This window comes from Pseudoalteromonas sp. SR43-2 (assembly GCF_014163885.1).
Lineage (GTDB): Bacteria > Pseudomonadota > Gammaproteobacteria > Enterobacterales > Alteromonadaceae > Pseudoalteromonas > Pseudoalteromonas distincta.
Window position 1 is genome coordinate 78,880 of the sequence record NZ_JACJED010000006.1, and the last position, 15,982, is coordinate 94,861.

Annotated in this window: 17 protein-coding genes; 10 read left to right on the top strand and 7 right to left on the bottom strand. The window is 38.2% G+C overall.

From position 1 onward, the window contains the following. Positions 1-171: 171 nt before the first annotated feature. Complete coding sequence (locus tag H5120_RS07010) at positions 172-1,317, bottom strand: iron-containing alcohol dehydrogenase (RefSeq protein WP_002962851.1); 1,146 nt, start codon at positions 1,315-1,317, stop codon at positions 172-174. 185 nt (positions 1,318-1,502) lie between these two features. Here H5120_RS07010 and H5120_RS07015 point away from each other — a divergent pair, with 185 nt between their 5' ends. Together H5120_RS07015 and H5120_RS07020 are read left to right on the top strand one after the other, a co-directional pair. Further along, positions 1,503-2,399, top strand: coding sequence for an AraC family transcriptional regulator (locus tag H5120_RS07015; protein ID WP_182673962.1), 897 nt, complete (start codon positions 1,503-1,505; stop codon positions 2,397-2,399). A 75-nt stretch (positions 2,400-2,474) separates the two neighbouring features. Beyond that, the gene (locus H5120_RS07020; RefSeq protein ID WP_182671558.1) at positions 2,475-4,079 is read left to right on the top strand and encodes a diguanylate cyclase; all 1,605 of its coding nucleotides are present in this window, start codon (positions 2,475-2,477) and stop codon (positions 4,077-4,079) included. Between the two features lie 96 nt (positions 4,080-4,175). On the opposite strand, the gene H5120_RS20210 is transcribed toward H5120_RS07020, so the two are convergent. The 3 genes from H5120_RS20210 to H5120_RS07030 form a co-directional block, all read right to left on the bottom strand. Further along, the gene (locus H5120_RS20210; protein ID WP_259397830.1) at positions 4,176-4,301 is read right to left on the bottom strand and encodes a hypothetical protein; all 126 of its coding nucleotides are present in this window, start codon (positions 4,299-4,301) and stop codon (positions 4,176-4,178) included. Further along, positions 4,298-4,495, bottom strand: a complete 198-nt coding sequence (locus H5120_RS20215) for a hypothetical protein (protein ID WP_259396325.1) — start codon at positions 4,493-4,495, stop codon at positions 4,298-4,300. Before H5120_RS20215 ends, H5120_RS20210 begins: the two co-directional genes overlap by 4 nt. 436 nt (positions 4,496-4,931) lie before the next feature. Further along, positions 4,932-5,351: a VOC family protein gene (locus H5120_RS07030; protein WP_010554617.1), complete on the bottom strand. Its 420-nt coding sequence runs from the start codon at positions 5,349-5,351 to the stop codon at positions 4,932-4,934. A gap of 273 nt (positions 5,352-5,624) precedes the next feature. Here H5120_RS07030 and H5120_RS07035 point away from each other — a divergent pair, with 273 nt between their 5' ends. The 6 genes from H5120_RS07035 (at position 5,625) to H5120_RS07060 (ending at position 11,208) form a co-directional block, all read left to right on the top strand. After that, positions 5,625-5,930, top strand: a complete 306-nt coding sequence (locus H5120_RS07035) for a hypothetical protein (RefSeq protein ID WP_182674027.1) — start codon at positions 5,625-5,627, stop codon at positions 5,928-5,930. Next, a complete protein-coding gene (locus tag H5120_RS07040; protein ID WP_182673963.1) occupies positions 5,927-6,316 on the top strand; it encodes a hypothetical protein in 390 nt (129 codons plus the stop codon). Before H5120_RS07035 ends, H5120_RS07040 begins: the two co-directional genes overlap by 4 nt. Before the next feature lie 170 nt (positions 6,317-6,486). After that, positions 6,487-6,969 carry a DUF3015 domain-containing protein gene (locus tag H5120_RS07045; protein ID WP_002962856.1) on the top strand — a complete coding sequence of 161 codons (483 nt, stop codon included), beginning with the start codon at positions 6,487-6,489 and terminating at the stop codon, positions 6,967-6,969. Positions 6,970-7,048: 79 nt separating this feature from the next. After that, on the top strand, positions 7,049-8,887 hold the full coding sequence (locus H5120_RS07050) for a DUF4105 domain-containing protein (protein WP_182673964.1): 1,839 nt from the start codon (positions 7,049-7,051) through the stop codon (positions 8,885-8,887). A 206-nt stretch (positions 8,888-9,093) separates the two neighbouring features. After that, positions 9,094-9,858 carry an ABC transporter substrate-binding protein gene (locus H5120_RS07055; RefSeq protein WP_182673965.1) on the top strand — a complete coding sequence of 255 codons (765 nt, stop codon included), beginning with the start codon at positions 9,094-9,096 and terminating at the stop codon, positions 9,856-9,858. A 252-nt stretch (positions 9,859-10,110) separates the two neighbouring features. Further along, positions 10,111-11,208, top strand: coding sequence for a polysaccharide lyase family 7 protein (locus H5120_RS07060; RefSeq protein WP_039490305.1), 1,098 nt, complete (start codon positions 10,111-10,113; stop codon positions 11,206-11,208). Here the strand turns inward: H5120_RS07060 and H5120_RS07065 are convergent, their stop codons facing one another. Further along, positions 11,209-11,610 (bottom strand): NUDIX hydrolase, encoded by a 402-nt coding sequence (locus H5120_RS07065; protein WP_182673966.1) that lies wholly within the window; start codon positions 11,608-11,610, stop codon positions 11,209-11,211. Between the two features lie 186 nt (positions 11,611-11,796). Between H5120_RS07065 and H5120_RS07070 the strand changes: the two genes are divergently transcribed. Continuing rightward, on the top strand, positions 11,797-13,680 hold the full coding sequence (locus H5120_RS07070; protein ID WP_182673967.1) for a propionyl-CoA synthetase: 1,884 nt from the start codon (positions 11,797-11,799) through the stop codon (positions 13,678-13,680). Between the two features lie 175 nt (positions 13,681-13,855). Then, positions 13,856-14,713, top strand: a complete 858-nt coding sequence (locus tag H5120_RS07075; RefSeq protein ID WP_182673968.1) for an MBL fold metallo-hydrolase — start codon at positions 13,856-13,858, stop codon at positions 14,711-14,713. Between the two features lie 269 nt (positions 14,714-14,982). Here the strand turns inward: H5120_RS07075 and H5120_RS07080 are convergent, their stop codons facing one another. Both H5120_RS07080 and H5120_RS07085 read right to left on the bottom strand, forming a co-directional pair. Then, positions 14,983-15,327, bottom strand: coding sequence for a PDZ domain-containing protein (locus H5120_RS07080; RefSeq protein ID WP_182673969.1), 345 nt, complete (start codon positions 15,325-15,327; stop codon positions 14,983-14,985). 77 nt (positions 15,328-15,404) lie between these two features. After that, a complete protein-coding gene (locus H5120_RS07085; protein ID WP_165725761.1) occupies positions 15,405-15,863 on the bottom strand; it encodes a hypothetical protein in 459 nt (152 codons plus the stop codon). Positions 15,864-15,982 lie beyond the last annotated feature (119 nt).

Below are 15,982 nucleotides of genomic sequence, written 5' to 3' on the forward strand. Positions count from 1 at the left end.
ACCGTTGAGCACAGTTTACTATCATCATTAAAAAACATTAATACGGAACTCATTGGTTAATTAGCAACGCAGTATTTATAATAATCCATAAAAAAACCGCCAACCCAAAGGTTGACGGTTTTTTATTAACGTATTACTTAGTATATTTAAGTAAGCGCTTAGCTTTGAAAATTAAGCAACCGCTTGCTCTAAAATTTCGCGGCTTTCTTTTAGCGTAATAGCTTGGTTTTCGCCAAGAGCAACCATGCCGTGAGCTTCAAGTTTACCAATAATATTGTCAATAGCAGCGGCTTTATCATCGCCATGTTCAGTAAGCTGGGTCGCTACGTCAAGGCTGTGGTAAAACGCTTCAATTGCTGCAATTGTTTTCTCTGCTAAGTCTTCAGATTGCTCAAGACCAAATACGTTTTTACCCATTTGCTCAAGCTTTGCTTTTTTTACTGCAAATTGGTTACGTAATAAAGAAGGCTGAACAATAGCAAGTGAACGTGCATGATCAACACCGTAAGCCGCTGTAAGCTCGTGGCCAATCATGTGTGTTGCCCAATCTTGCGATACACCAGAACCAATTAAACCATTAAGTGCTTGGTTAGCAGCCCACATAAGGTTTGCACGCCATGCGTCATCTTGGTTTTCAAAGTTATCACCTAAAGTTTTAAGCGTTCTTAAAAGTGCTTCAGCGTAACCTTCTTGAACTAATGCTGTTTCAGGGAATGTTAGGTACTGCTCACAGGTGTGAACCCATGCATCTACTAAACCATTCACAAGTTGGCGCTGCGGTAATGTTTTCATTACATCAGGGTCCATAATCGCAAATTTAGGAAGTACTTCTGGTGATGCAAACGGTAGTTTTTGCTTCGTTGCTTCTTTGCTCACAACTGAGTTTTGGTTAGATTCAGAACCCGTTGCAGGCAATGTTAATATTGCACCGATTGGTAATGCACTAGTAATAGTATGCTTACCAGTAGGAATATCCCAACCTTCGCCATCATAAACGGCTGATGCGGCAATGTATTTAACGCCGTCGATCACTGAACCGCCGCCTACGCCTAATACGAAGTCGATATCTTGTTCTTTACAAATTTTTACTGCTTGGTCTAGCACTTCAATTGTTGGGTTAGCGCCAACGCCCGAAAACTCAACCCAGTCAAAGCCTTCAAGTGCTGCTGCAACTTGGTCGTACACGCCGTTCTTTTTAATTGAACCGCCGCCGTACACTACAAGTACTTTTTGATCTTTTGCGATCAAATCAGATAGTGCCGCAATTTGTTGCTGACCGAATTGAATAAGAGTTGGATTTACGTAGCTAAATTTCATTATTTTGCTCCTAGGTGACGGTTAAATACTAAATAGAATGCTTAGTTACTAGCTAAGCCAAATTCCAATGAGTGCATATTAGTAGCAAAACAAACATAAAAAAAGCCCAATAACTCGCAAAAGCTTGCCTAAAACTACCAACATTGTTATTTTACGCAAAATACACTCAATTAAAGATGCCTTTTATGTCCACCATAGCCAATATGTTGCAACAATACGCCGAGCATAATCAATTACTCAGCTTTGAGGGCACCATGGAAACTATCATTCCAGGCGTGTATTTTCATCGAGCAACTAAAAACTCGCCGCGCCAGCCGCTTATATATAACTCAGGTATTATTATTGTTGGGCAAGGTCATAAAATAATTCACTTTCCTGAACATCAAATAAAATACGGCGCAGGCGACTACTTAGTCCTTGGTGTACCGGTGCCATTAGAGTGTGAAGCATTTACTGATAACGACTTACCCGTTATGGGCATTGCCATAGATATAAACCCTGCAATGCTACACAAACTCGTTAATCAAATAATGCGGCATAAGCCTCTTTCAGCGTCATCGTCGTCAGCACAAATTGGCGCAGTACAGTCGGCAACTCTAGATACAGCAATGGAGCTCGTTACTCATCGGTTATTAACTGTTTTAAATAACCCCATTGAGGCTGACATTTTTGGCGAGGATATAGTAAAAGAATTGGTATATCGCGTACTTTGTGGTCCACAAGGACATACTTTAATAGGGCTTGCTATGCATGATGGGCATTATGCACGTATCGCCCGTACGCTCTCAACTATGCACAGTAGTTATGCCAATCAAATTACGGTTGAAGGGTTAGCTGAAGATGTAAACATGAGCGTATCGTCGTTTCATCGTGCTTTTAGGCAAGTAACGTTTGAATCCCCCCTACAGTATTTAAAAAAAGTACGCTTAGCTAAGGCTAAAGAACTTATAACTACTAGTGGAAGTAAAGCCAACGAAGCTGCATTAAAGGTTGGCTATACCAGCCCATCGCAATTTAGCCGCGAATTCAAACGCCACTTTAATAAAACACCTAGCGAAGTATTAACTCAATTACATAGTTAATTTAACTAATTAACTAATAGCTAAATAGGTGGGCTCTGCTAGTATAAAAAAATGTAGTTGAGCTTGGAAGTGCTTATGGCTGACAAAAAACATCATAAAAATACAGTTCCTAATATTTTACACGGAGGTGCTAAATACGTATTTCTTTTTTTTATTTACTTAATAGCATTTAATAGCAATGCAGGCGATTTTTGCGATATTACCCCCTTAAATAGTCAGTCCTCTCCATCATCTTTACAACCTAATACAACTTCTGAACTTCAGGCAAAACGCGGTACAAACCAATTTCAGCTAAACTGCTTGTTAAAGCGTGGCGGCGTACTTTCGTTTTTGCGCCCAGGTCTTGATGATTTTACATGGCAGCAAAACGGTGTAATAAAGCAACCATTAAAATCGGCACAAGTGGCATTTTTAATGGACTCAGGAAACTTTACAGCCATTATTACAATTGAGTCAAAACTTAACTATACACCACGCTTTAAGTGGCAAAATACACAAGTTTTTTTTAAAGAAACACAGCAACACAATCTCATTATGGGTGCTTTTTATGGGCTGTGTATCACACTCATTTTTTACGTATTTATAATGGGCTACAGGCTTCACGACAAGATATTTAAGCTATACAGCGCTTATATTTTTTGTATTGGCAGCTTTATTTTGCTTCAAGAAGGCCAACTCTATTTATTTATAACTGACCACGTTTCATCACTCCTATTTGATTTGTACTTACTCAGCATAGGTTTAACAGTACTCAGTGCTACATGGTTTATGTGCGCATTACTTGAACTAAACAATAGATGGCCAAAAACAAGTAAGATTTTAAAAATTATGGCCGGTATTGTTATGTGCTTTTCTTTAATAAAAATATTGTTCAGTAACACTTTGATTTGGCAAATAGCTGGCAACATCATGGCTTACGGCTCATTAATTATTGTGACTGTTATTTTTGTTTTAGCGGCACAACAGGCTCGCAAAGGAATACGCGAAGCAACGCTTGTTTTTGTAGCATTGAGCTTGGTGCTCGTAAGCATGATATTTAGAGTATTACTTATTAATCAAAGCCCATTTATGCAACGTTACGGATTTATTTTGGCTTTCGCTGTGGAGTCATTTTTACTAGCAGTAGCTGTTTCTAGGCGTATTAGCCGTATGCGAATCGCACAAAAACGCGCCGAAACCGAAGCCGATTACGATCACCTTTGTGGCATTTTAAACCGCCGTGGCTGGGGTAAAAAATCATCAGAGCTGATTGAGCTGCATGCAAAAAAAGGCGGAGTTTTATGTTTAATGTATATAGATTTAGATGACTTTAAACAGATAAACGACAATTATGGGCATGCCGTAGGCGATGAAGCTTTATGTAAAGTAGCCGCCAGTTTAAAAAGTATCGTACGCACCAGCGATGCAGTCGGCCGCTTAGGCGGCGATGAATTTGTAGTACTTGCCCACTTTTACAGCAAAGCGCAAGTAAGCCCAAAAACACACCATCTAAAAATAGAGTTAGATAAACTCGCCATCACGCATAACGACCTGCCTATTGCTATAAAGGCAAGCATTGGTAGCAGCGTATTTAGTGAGCCTCCTAAAAATATTGACGAAATTTTAAAAGCCGGCGACACCGCTATGTATCATGAAAAACTACAGCGTAAAGTAAAGCCGCTCACTTTAGTTGATGGCTAACTTTAAGTATTTAAAACCGTAGCCGGCTTAGCAAACGGCTTACGGTTTATATAGTGGCTAAAAATAATAGTAAATAACGTTGAGGCTTGTTTGTCACTAAAGGGCAACACTGCCCATTACCGCTAAAATAACCGGAAAGGTAGATGTTAACCCGCTCCACGCAGACCCTATATGCTGTGATATAAACGTAACAAGTACGATAAAGCCCGTCACTAATATCATTTTACCAAAAGCTCCCAGCGGGCATTTAATGGTTTTGCATCAACTGATATATTTAGCATTGTAGAGATAATAGCTAAACCGAGTAAAATACAAAGCGAAATCACCCTCGCCACAATAATATTCACTGGTAAAAATAAAGTAATAACGCTAAATACACACCAAATACTCAACGCTGTAAAAAGCGATTTAAGCATTCCAAATCTTCGTGAAAAAACCAAGTAACTAAAACAAAATAAGCCTATACCGCTCATACCATAAAGAGAGGCCACCGCTGAGTTAGCTGCAAATAATTTACTTTGTTCTAATGCTATAAAATAAGAAATAGGCCAGAGGTAATAGGCAAGCCAGGAACTATGCCGCTAACAAAACTACCAAAGCGTTTTTGGGCGAATGTTATTAGTAAATAAGCAAAGGTGCAATTATGAGTTTAAGCAGCATAAATAACAATAAAATATGAGAGCTGAAATTAAGTCTACGTGTCTATACCTACATTGTAGAGTGAATAAAAATCATGTATGTAGCGTAATTTTTTTACCTGTAAATATTAACTAATTTATCAAAACACTAATTAATAGCTATAAAAAAACCACTTATTAAAGTGGTTTTTTAGCTTAACTTAAACAACAGCATTTATACTTTTTTAAATAAAACCTCTGGGTTTACCATGGTTTTCATTTCAAGCACATTGCCATTTGGATCTTCAATAAAAAACGTTTCTTGCTCAAACTCATCACCAATAAAACGGCGGTATGGTTTATCTAGGTATTCAATACCCGCATCTTCAATACGTGTTTTTAACCCGTTAAATTCATCTTCAGATAGGTGAATCCCAAAGTGAGGTACTGCCACAGCTCCCATATCAACATCATGGCGAACTGTTGGTAGGCGCTCAACGCTTTGGTGTAAGGTAAGTTCATTGCCCCAAAAATCTATATCTACCCAGCGACCTTCTTCACTATTACCCGTTTTACAGCCTAGTACGTCACAGTAAAACGCTTTAGCCACTTTTAAATCGCCAGCCGGAATAGCCAGATGCAAACAGTTAGACATAAATAACCCTTGGTTAACACTTTAATACATTAAATTATTGCCATTATACATAATTTGTGATTTATAGAACATTAACAGCAACGATATTAAGCATATTTAATACCTAAAAGTCTTTTAAAAAACACGCTTTTTAAATGTGTAATTACTTATAACATTTATTTGTTAGAGAGTATTAGAAAGCGCAAAAGGATTAGTTTAAAATGCGCCGCTATGATTAAATTCTTACTTTTAAAATTCATTACTTTCTTTTTAGGCTTTGTAGCTTGCTTTGCTATGCACACTACTTTTGCACTGCCTTTAGTAATTTCTGCCGCGCTAACGGGGCTTATTGGCTCTTTTATTCCTTTTCCTGCGCGTTATAAAAACCATCCTTATGCTGCAATTTATGCGGGTAGTTTTGCCGGTATGTGTTCAACCCATTTAATTACCAGTTACTGGGAAATTGCTATTATTTCGCTTATTGGCTCAAGTTTGTATGTGCTTACTATGAATATGTTTACAGGCTTTGGTGGCAAACTTGGCAGTGTCGCTTTTGCAAGCGTGGCACTTTTTGTATTAGCTAAAGGAGTCGTACTATGAGTATTGAATACCCATTCCTTGTACTGCTTGGTGCTTTTTTAACGTTTTACCTAGCTAAACATAGTCGCTTTGATGGTATAAGAGCATCCTCTTCACTTTCTATTATTGCTTACTTAATTTTTAGCGCATTGAATTTAAACCCCGATTTATACGCGATTATATTTTTTGGCGGTACATTTATTGGCATGAGCGCCCCGCATCGTTTTGGTATTTATACGGTAGCAAGCTCATCTGTTTTGTTTTCAATATTATTTGAATTTCTTGTACCAAAACTTGACGGCTACGGTGGTGCACTAGGTATTAGTGCATTTTTATCTGTATGTATTTGCCATACCTGTATTTTGTTAGGTGCCCCAAGAAGTAAAAAACCGCCACCAGTTCAATAAAAAATTATTGAACTGGTCTAGTTTCTCCCAGCATTCGCTTTAATATAGTAGAGAAATTAGAGTGTAAAATATTCATGTTTTAAGCTGTTCTTTTACTTTGCAAGTCTGTTAGAATCTTTCGCGAACTTTATTTACCCTAAATAAAGACAATCATATATGGATTTATGAAAATGAAAAAACTAATCGCAGTAGCAGCTCTATCTTTACTTCCTTTTTCAAACGCAATGGCTGACCAAGATATTGGTTGTGGTCTTGGTTCTATGTTATTTGCAGGTCAGCAAGGTAAAGGCGTTAAAATTTTAGGCGCTACAACAAACGGTACTTCTGGTAACCAAACTTTTGGTATCACTTTTGGTACTTTAGGTTGTGATGGTACTGGTACAGTAACGTCTTCAGAAAAAATTGCTTTATTCATCGACGGTAACATGGAGCAACTTGCTCGTGATATGTCAAAAGGTGAAGGCGAAACTTTAGCTACTCTAGCTGAAGCTTGGGGTGTTGCAGATCAAGATAAAGCAGCATTCAACGCGCTTGCTCAAGCACAGTTTTCTTCAGTATTTACTTCTGAAAACGTAACTTCGCAAACAGTTTTAGAAAACCTAAACACTGTTCTTGCAAGTAACGCACAACTTGCTTCTTATACTCTTTCTTAATCAGCTAAATTAGCCGGTTTTATACGTATAAATAAAGCCGCTGGAGTATTTCTCTAGCGGCTTTTATTGTTTAGTGATTATGAAAAAAATATTCTTTGTTTTATCAATTGCGCTGTTTAGTACTTACGTAAACGCTCAAAGTTTTAAAAATGACACCTTAGCAACCGACCCTTACTGGCTCAAATTAGGTCATTACCGTGGGGCCACATTAGGTGGTTGGAAAAGTGAAGTAGATAGGGCTGAGTTTTTTTTATCTCCTATAGGTAAAACAAGTCCACTGGACGAACTTGAAGCCACTATAGCCGCATTTAGTGGTAAAAATACTGACCCAAAAACAACACAATCTCGCTGTCGGTTTCCAGCACGCTATAAATGGCTAAAAACAAAAATTAAAAATAACTGGCCCGCGCTTAATTGCCCAGAGCTTCAAACGTGGCAAAAAATAATAAACCCAAAAGGGGTTACGTTAGTTTTTCCTACTGCATTTATGAATAGCCCCTCATCAATGTTTGGTCACACCTTACTTCGTATTGATGCAAAAGATCAGACTCGCCATAAAGAGTTGCTCGCATTTGCGGTTAATTTTGCAGCAGAACCAGACGGCTCAGACAATGCAGCTATGTACGCACTAAAAGGCCTGATTGGCAGCTATCCTGGTAAATTTTCGCTTATGCCGTACTATAAAAAAGTACGCGAATATAATGATTTAGAATCTCGTGATATTTGGGAATACAAACTTAATTTATCTGAGCCACAAGTAGAGCTTATTTTATTGCACTTATGGGAGCTACAATCAGCTACATTTGATTACTTTTTTATTGATGAAAACTGCTCTTACCAATTACTTGCATTATTACAACTCGCACAAGAGGACCTTGATTTAACATCGTCATTTAATATGCAAGCTATTCCATCAGATACCGTTGCAGTACTAAGAAATAACAACTTACTACAATCACCTAATTACCGCCCTGCTTTTGGCACTAAGCTTTACCATTACTCTACTCAAATGACTAACGAACAACTTGATGATGCAAGAGAGTTAATACAAGGTGGCTCCCTCAATACTCGTAATTACTCACAGTCGCAATTAGTCGCAATATTAGAAATGGCGTATGAATGGTTAAATTTTGAATTTTACGATAAAGCATTAAAGCGTGAAGAAATTGCCCCGCGACTAACTAAGCTACTACTAATGCGCAGCAAATATAAAGTAGCTTCGCCATTTACTAAGCCAAGTCGTCCTATTGCTTCTCCAGAGCAAGGTCATGGCTCTTCTAAAGTAACGCTTGGAAGAACTGAGTATGCCCATCAAAGTGACTTAACAAGCTTTGCGTATCGCCTTGCATACCATGATTTATTAGATAGCTCAGCTGGATTTATTCCTGGTGCTCAAATTAGCTTTTTTGATATTGAAGGTGCCATAAGCGATAATGGTAACACGCGACTTGAGCATTTTTATTTATTAGATGCTATGTCACTTGCACCCGATAACCGCGTGTTTGATAGCTGGTCTTGGAACTTTAAAATGGGCTTTGATCGTCAGCCTAATAATAATATTCAACAAGGTCGTTGGTTTGCTAAAGGTGGATACGGAAAATCAATCGGTAACCCAAACACGTTACACGGCTATTTACTTGGCCAAGTTGAATTTAATAATGGTGACATAACAGACAACCTAACAACAGGCATTGGTAGTGAAGCAGGTGCAATATGGCAAATAAATAACAGTCATAAACTCGCTCTTACAGCAAACATAACATGGTTAATAGATGGCCAAGCAGATAAACACAGTGACTTTGCAATAAAGTGGAATTACTCTTTATCACGTAATTTATCTATACGTACTGAGCTTAAAAACCAACATTGGTATACAAGTAGTACATCGGCTAAATTTGCAATTCAATACTACTTTTAATCAATGCATATACCCACAAGCGCTTAATTATTTTTACAGCGCTTGTCGGTATATAAAACTTTACTCAATACACGTTCAATTTTCACGTCTTTAATTATGCAATAGACTCTCTATATACCTATTCATTTACTTATTTTATACATTTGAGTATATATTTCAGACAAGACCCTTTAAACTCAAAGTATTGTAGTTAGAAAGATTCTCTTATGTATCTGCGTGTTGTAGTTATCATTTTCGTTTTTATTTTTTGCAGTAATGTAGGGGCAGTAAGCCCTCTTACTTTTATTGCCGAAGATTTACATCCTTACCATTTTAAAAATAAAAGCGGTGAAGCTGACGGAGCTTCCGTTGATATTGCTAAGGCTGTTTTAAAAGAAGCAAAGCTACAAGCTAAATTTGAAATAATGCCAATGGCACGAGCCTTTCATCAGCTAGCAGCTAATCCAAACACAATTATGCTCTCTTTATTAAAAACTCCCGCTAGGCAAAGTCAGTTTAAATGGTTAGGAGCGGTATATTTTACTGATGCCTACCTAGTTAGTTTAAAAAGCCACAAAGACGAAGTAACTCATTTAAATCATGCAAAATTTTATAGAGTAGGCACTATTCGTGGATATTTGAGTGCCAAATATTTAATAAAAATGGGGTTTGAAGAAGATAAAAATTTAATACTAGCTAGTTATTATCAGCAGGCATGGCAAATGCTTTATAAGGGTAGAACTGACTTTGTCCTTATGAATACACTTACCTTAGATAATGAACTAAAAATGTCAGGGCTCGACCCAGACTTAATAACTAAACGACTTCATTTAGCTGATTTTCCTTCAATACTCTATTTTGCTGCTAATAATCAGATTGACGAACAAACAGCAAACTTAATCTCGCAGGCATTAAAAACTATAAAAGTAAGTGGCGAATACCAAGCCATCTTAAAAAAGTGGCAACTCCCTCTTCCTCCTTCTATAAATTAAACCTATTTAAATAAGTATATTAGCAAACATCAAGCGCTACCAAATATGATGATAAACACCTCTATTTAACAATTTCAAATAACATAATAACGTTAACTAGCCCTATTGGTTAACCAAAACACCATCATTGAAATAACAATTAATTATAAAAAACTACAAATTGGTAAGTTTTAATTTTTAAATTGGTATGTTAGATTGGGATTAAGCGACACCTGTACCGCGCAATTTTTACTTCATCACACAGAGACAATAATGATAAAAAATACATCCACATTTAAACTTACGGCTTTAGCCGTTATCACACCTCTACTTTTTACGGCTTGTTCAAGTACCCAAAGCACTAATCAGCAAAGCGATGCGCCGGTACCTGCAACAAAGTTTGATTTATCTCACTGGAAAATAAATGTACCAGTAGATTTAAACAACGACGGTAAAATTGATGAAATAGATGTAGAAGAAATTCAGACTTACGCACACCCTGATTTTTTCTATCTTGATGATAAAGGCTACATGGTATTTACCTCGCCTAATAAAGCGCTTACAAGTGCTAACTCTACTAATACCCGTAGTGAACTTAGACAAATGATCCGTGGATCAAATACTAAAATTAAAACTAAACACTCTAAAAACAACTTTGCTTTAGCTGTTCACCCGCTATCTGACCGATTTGGTTCTGTTGGTGGAAAGATGGAAGCAACGTTAAAAGTAGATCACGTTGCGCTACGTGCAACTGATCCTGATAAAAAAGCGGCTTACTCGGTTGTTGTAGGGCAAATTCACGCAGGTAAAGATCAAGCACTTATTGATACCAAGCTTGGTTATGGCTGGGGCAATGAGCCACTTAAAATATATTACAAAAAATGGCCAGGGCATAAAACAGGCTCAGTTTTTTGGAACTACGAACGTAATTTACCTAAAACCAATCCTGACCGTAAAGACATTACTTACCCAGTTTGGGGTAATACATGGGAAAACCCTAACGAGCCTGGCAGTGCCGGTATTGCACTAGGTGAAGAATTTAGCTACACGGTCAATGTGTATAAAAATGTTATGCACCTTACATTTAGCGCACAAGGCAAAGAAGACGTTAACTACTCTATTAACTTAGGTAATAACGTAGATGCTTATGGCAAAGTGGACGAAAAAGACCATCCACATGGTTACGCTGCAGATTGGCATTACTTTAAAGCCGGCGCTTATAACCAATGTAGTACTAAAAGCGCGAAAGGTATTTGGTACCCAGGTTGTTTAGGTACTGGCGATTGGTCTACAGATAAACAAAATGGCGATTACGCTCAAGTAAGCTTTAGTAAACTAGAGTTAAGCCCAGCGACACCGCCAACAAAATAACTAGGCTAGTACAGCCTCAGATAAGTAATTTTTTAGTGATGTAAACAGTGGCGTTGGTAGATTATTAATATCGCACCAGCGCCACTTTAAACATTTATTAGGCTCTTTAAGCTCAGGCTCTCCGCCTTCAAAATCAGCTTTTACATACAACGTAATATAGTGTTTTTTCTCTGCTGTAAAAATATCATTGGTAAAATCAAGCTTAGTAATTTTACTTACCTTTAAACCTGTTTCTTCAAACACTTCTCGTATTGCACATTGCTCAACACTTTCACCAAACTCTAAATGCCCACCAGGTGTTGCCCATGTATTAGCACCATGCGCGCCAATGCGCTCACCTAGTAAAATTGTGTTTTGGTGCTTTATGATAACCGCTACCCCTACTCTTACTACGTTACTCATATCGTGTTTTCTCTTGTTTTTACTGCCCGCCATGCTGAACCACACACTTTGTATTGTCAATTTTGTATTTTTAAAACCAGTGCATTGATTAACTTTTAGCCGACCAAGGTCGAATAGCTTGCTTGCTAAAAAAAGCCTACATTTTGTAAGGTCTCTCACACACAAATTTAGTTTTAGGAGCCTTACATGTCAGGCGAATATCAACAGCAATATAATGCCTTTAAACAAAACCCAGCCCAATTTTGGCTCGAACAAAGTAAAAATATTCCATGGTATAAAACCCCCGCAAAAGCATACACACAAGACGACGACGGGCTTTACCATTGGTTTAGTGACGGGCAATTAAACACCAGTTTTTTAGCACTAGACCAACACGTTATTGCCGGATTTGGCGAGCAAACAGCACTGATTTACGACTCTCCAGTCACTAATACAAAGCAAACTTATAGCTACTCACAACTACAACAAGAAGTTGCTAAATTTGCAGAAGTAATGCAATCGTTAGGCGTTACAAAAGGCGACCGCGTTGTTATTTATATGCCAATGATCCCACAAGCTGTTATTGGTATGTTGGCGTGCGCTCGCCTTGGTGCTATTCATTCGGTGGTATTTGGTGGGTTTGCTGCACACGAACTGGCTGTACGCATTGATGATGCCAAGCCCAAACTTATACTTAGCGCCTCATGTGGTGTTGAAGTAAACAGCGTTATTGAATACAAACCACTTATTGATAACGCAATAGAATTAGCTGCGCATAAAGTAGAACACTGCGTTATTTATCAGCGTCCACAAGTAACCGCCACTCTTAAGCCTAAGCGAGACATAGATTGGACTCAGGCAATGCAAACGGCTGCAAGCGCAGATCCGGTGCCGGTAAATGGAGATGACCCGCTTTATATTTTATATACCTCAGGCACGACAGGCACACCCAAAGGCGTAGTACGCGAAAATGGCGGTCACGCAGTGGCAATGCAATACAGCATGGCAACCGTTTATGGTATGAAGCCCGGCGACGTATTTTGGGCAGCGTCTGACATTGGCTGGGTAGTTGGGCACTCTTATATAGTTTACGCACCGCTAATGTATCGCTGCGCGACCGTATTATATGAAGGTAAACCCGTTAAAACGCCCGATGCTAGTGCATTTTGGCGCGTGGTAGAAGAATATAAAGTAAGTGCATTATTTAGTGCCCCCACCGCCTTTAGAGCAATCAAAAAAGAAGATCCAAATGCCGATGGTTTTAATCAATACGATACCTCAAGCTTAAAACGTTTATTTTTAGCTGGCGAGCGGTTGGACCCTCCCACTTACGAGTGGCTTAAAGAAAAAACCAAACTGCCAGTGCTCGATCATTGGTGGCAAACAGAAACCGGCTGGGCTATTGCTTGTAACCCTGTAGGGCTTGAGTACTTAGCAACAAAACCTGGCAGCTCTACCGTGCCAACTCCAGGTTTTGACGTGCGAATATTAGATATGGATGGTAATGAATGCGCAGCTAACGAGCAAGGCGCCGTGGTAATTAAGCTGCCACTTCCACCGGGTTGTCTACCAACAATTTGGCAAGATACCCCGCGATTTAAAGCAAGCTACCTAAATGAATACGAGGGTTATTATTTATCTGGCGATGGTGGTTATATTGATGAAGACGGCTACCTATTTATTATGGGCAGAACCGACGACATTATAAATGTAGCAGGACATAGGCTTTCTACCGGCGAAATGGAAGAGATAGTAGCCGCGCACCCTGCTGTTGCTGAATGCGCTGTTTTTGGTGTGAACGATCCTCTAAAGGGGCAACTTCCTATGGGAATGATCGTGCTTAAAAATGATTTTATGGGCTCAAGTACCGACGTGGAAGAAGCGCTTGTTTTAAGTGTTCGTAATCAGATTGGCGCTATTGCGTGCCTTAAAAATATAGTTAGCGTAGATAGGTTGCCCAAAACACGCTCTGGTAAAATACTGCGTAAAAATTTGCGCCAATTGGTTGATGGCGAAGAGCTACAAATACCTTCAACCATAGATGATGCCAGTATCTTTGAAGAAATAAACCAACAACTAACACAAAGATAAACCCAACCAACCTATCTAAAGCCATTTTTATAATGGCTTTTTATTTCATCCTTATATTTGATCCTTTTACTTAAGCTTAAGCTTTAATTTAACCAATAGCTGAAATTTTTTACGGCTTAATGCTTTCTTCTTTTAATAGCGTTATTAATTTAATCAATTTAAAAAGGAATGGTGTATGCCCCGCTTGCTACAAAAACTATTAACCACAACCCTATTGTTTATAGGTTTTTCCACACAAGCCTATGAAATAGAAGACTTAGGAGATGGCTTACACCGCTTTATAGACGACAGACACCGCTCAGTATTTTTAATCACTCCTGAGGGCGCAATTGTTACCGACCCGCTTAATAAAAAAGCCGCCACTTGGTTAAACGAGCAAATTAAAACCCGCTATAACGTACCGGTAAAGTATGTAATTTATAGCCATAATCACAGCGATCATATATACGGCGCCGAGGTATTTAAAAGCCCGCACACCACGTTTGTAGCGCATAAACTCGCTGCGCAAGATATTAAAAACACAAAAATGAAAACGGTAGCGCCCAGCCTTACTTTTGATGACGAGCTACTACTTACTCTTGATGATTCAACAGTAAAGCTTAACTACCATGGTCCAAACGATGGTCGTGGTTCGGTTAGTATATTATTCGAAAAGCAAAAAACGTTATTTGTAGTTGATTGGATTGTTATTGGCAGAATGCCGTGGCAAAAACTGTGGAGTTACGATATTCAAGGCATGATTAACTCAACCCAAGCGGTACTCAAATATGACTTTGATACTTTTGTAGGCGGACATGCCGATATTGGCAGCAAGGCTGATGTAGCGCGTTACTTAAGTTATATAGAGCTTTTATATAGCCAAGTAACAGCAGGCGTTTTAGCTGGTAATACGCTTGACGAAATTAAAAAAAATGTAAAGTTAGACCAATTTAGTGACTTTAAACAGTTTGATACATGGTTACCGCTTAACATAGAAGGCGTGTACGAGCGTTTAATGGAAGAGTCTGGTATGGGTTGGCGCAGCGATTTATAAGCTTTAGTCTAATAATTATTGGTATTGCCGTATTTAACGCAATACCAATGTATTCATTAATTAAATAAGGTTATTACTGATCAAACCTTTTTAATCTATCCCAATTACTTTAAGCAGTAACCTACATATAAACCGAGTAAGTAGTACTCCAAAAGCTCGCTAACGTTGCCAATATTTACTGCGTCTAGCTCATTTACACAAAACCACGCTTTGGGAATAACCATGCTTTATAGGCTGGGTATATTTAGGTATTTTAAAATTGATTAGGCTTACCAAGCATTCATAGGGATTTTTAAAGGTACTTGGCTACCATCTTCATTCTCTAAAAGTAATTGTAAAATCTCTCCAGACTCCTTGCGCATTAATTCTTTTGCTTCACTGGCAGGACAGCCTGGAATTTTACAATTTTCTATAGAAATTATTTTCTGCCCAGCAACAATCCCTGCTTTTTCAGCGGGTGAATTAGGCTCTACTTTTTCAATAACAAATGATGTTACCGTCGGGCTAAAAAAACCATCAGCGCCAACGTTCCCCGAAATTCCAAGTTTAACCTCCTCTGCAGCCAAGGCATTGAAAGAAATAGTTGATATTAAAATAATTATAATTTTGAACATAAAAATAAACACTCCATGTTAGTCAAAACTAAATATGTTGGTATCGTTTTTTGTATTGTTTGCTAAATATATGACTATTAATCATTCTCTGGATCATCGCGTTTGTTATATCGCTCTTTGAATGACTCATAGTCTTCGCTTTCAAGTAATAAAACATTTTGTAAAGTATAACTAGCCGCACCGTATATAAAATCAGCTGATACGGAAACACTTTCCCCTATTTCAAAATCAGAACGATTAAATCCGCTAATTTCAGATTTGTTTATAGCAGCACACAACGAAGCTAACTTCTTTGGACCACTATTTATACTTATGCATAACCCAGATATCGGTTGGCCTTGCTGATCAACTTCGGGATATATTAGTACTACCCAGCTATCGTCCCAATTTTCACTAGTCCCATCAACTAGTCGATGAATGTGTAATTTTTTTGCTTCATCTGAACTCAGTACATTTTCAGAAATAATAAGCGATGTGTTTTCAGCACTACATACCCAGAATGGGCAAAGTAATATAAAAACTAAAAATTTCTGCATACATTTCCTAAAATAAAACATTCAATAATCGCAACTAGTTTGTACTGGATTGCCCTGATTACTATATAGCAATTTCCCATTCCCAGTTACACACTCTACTATCGCATGTTATTTAATCA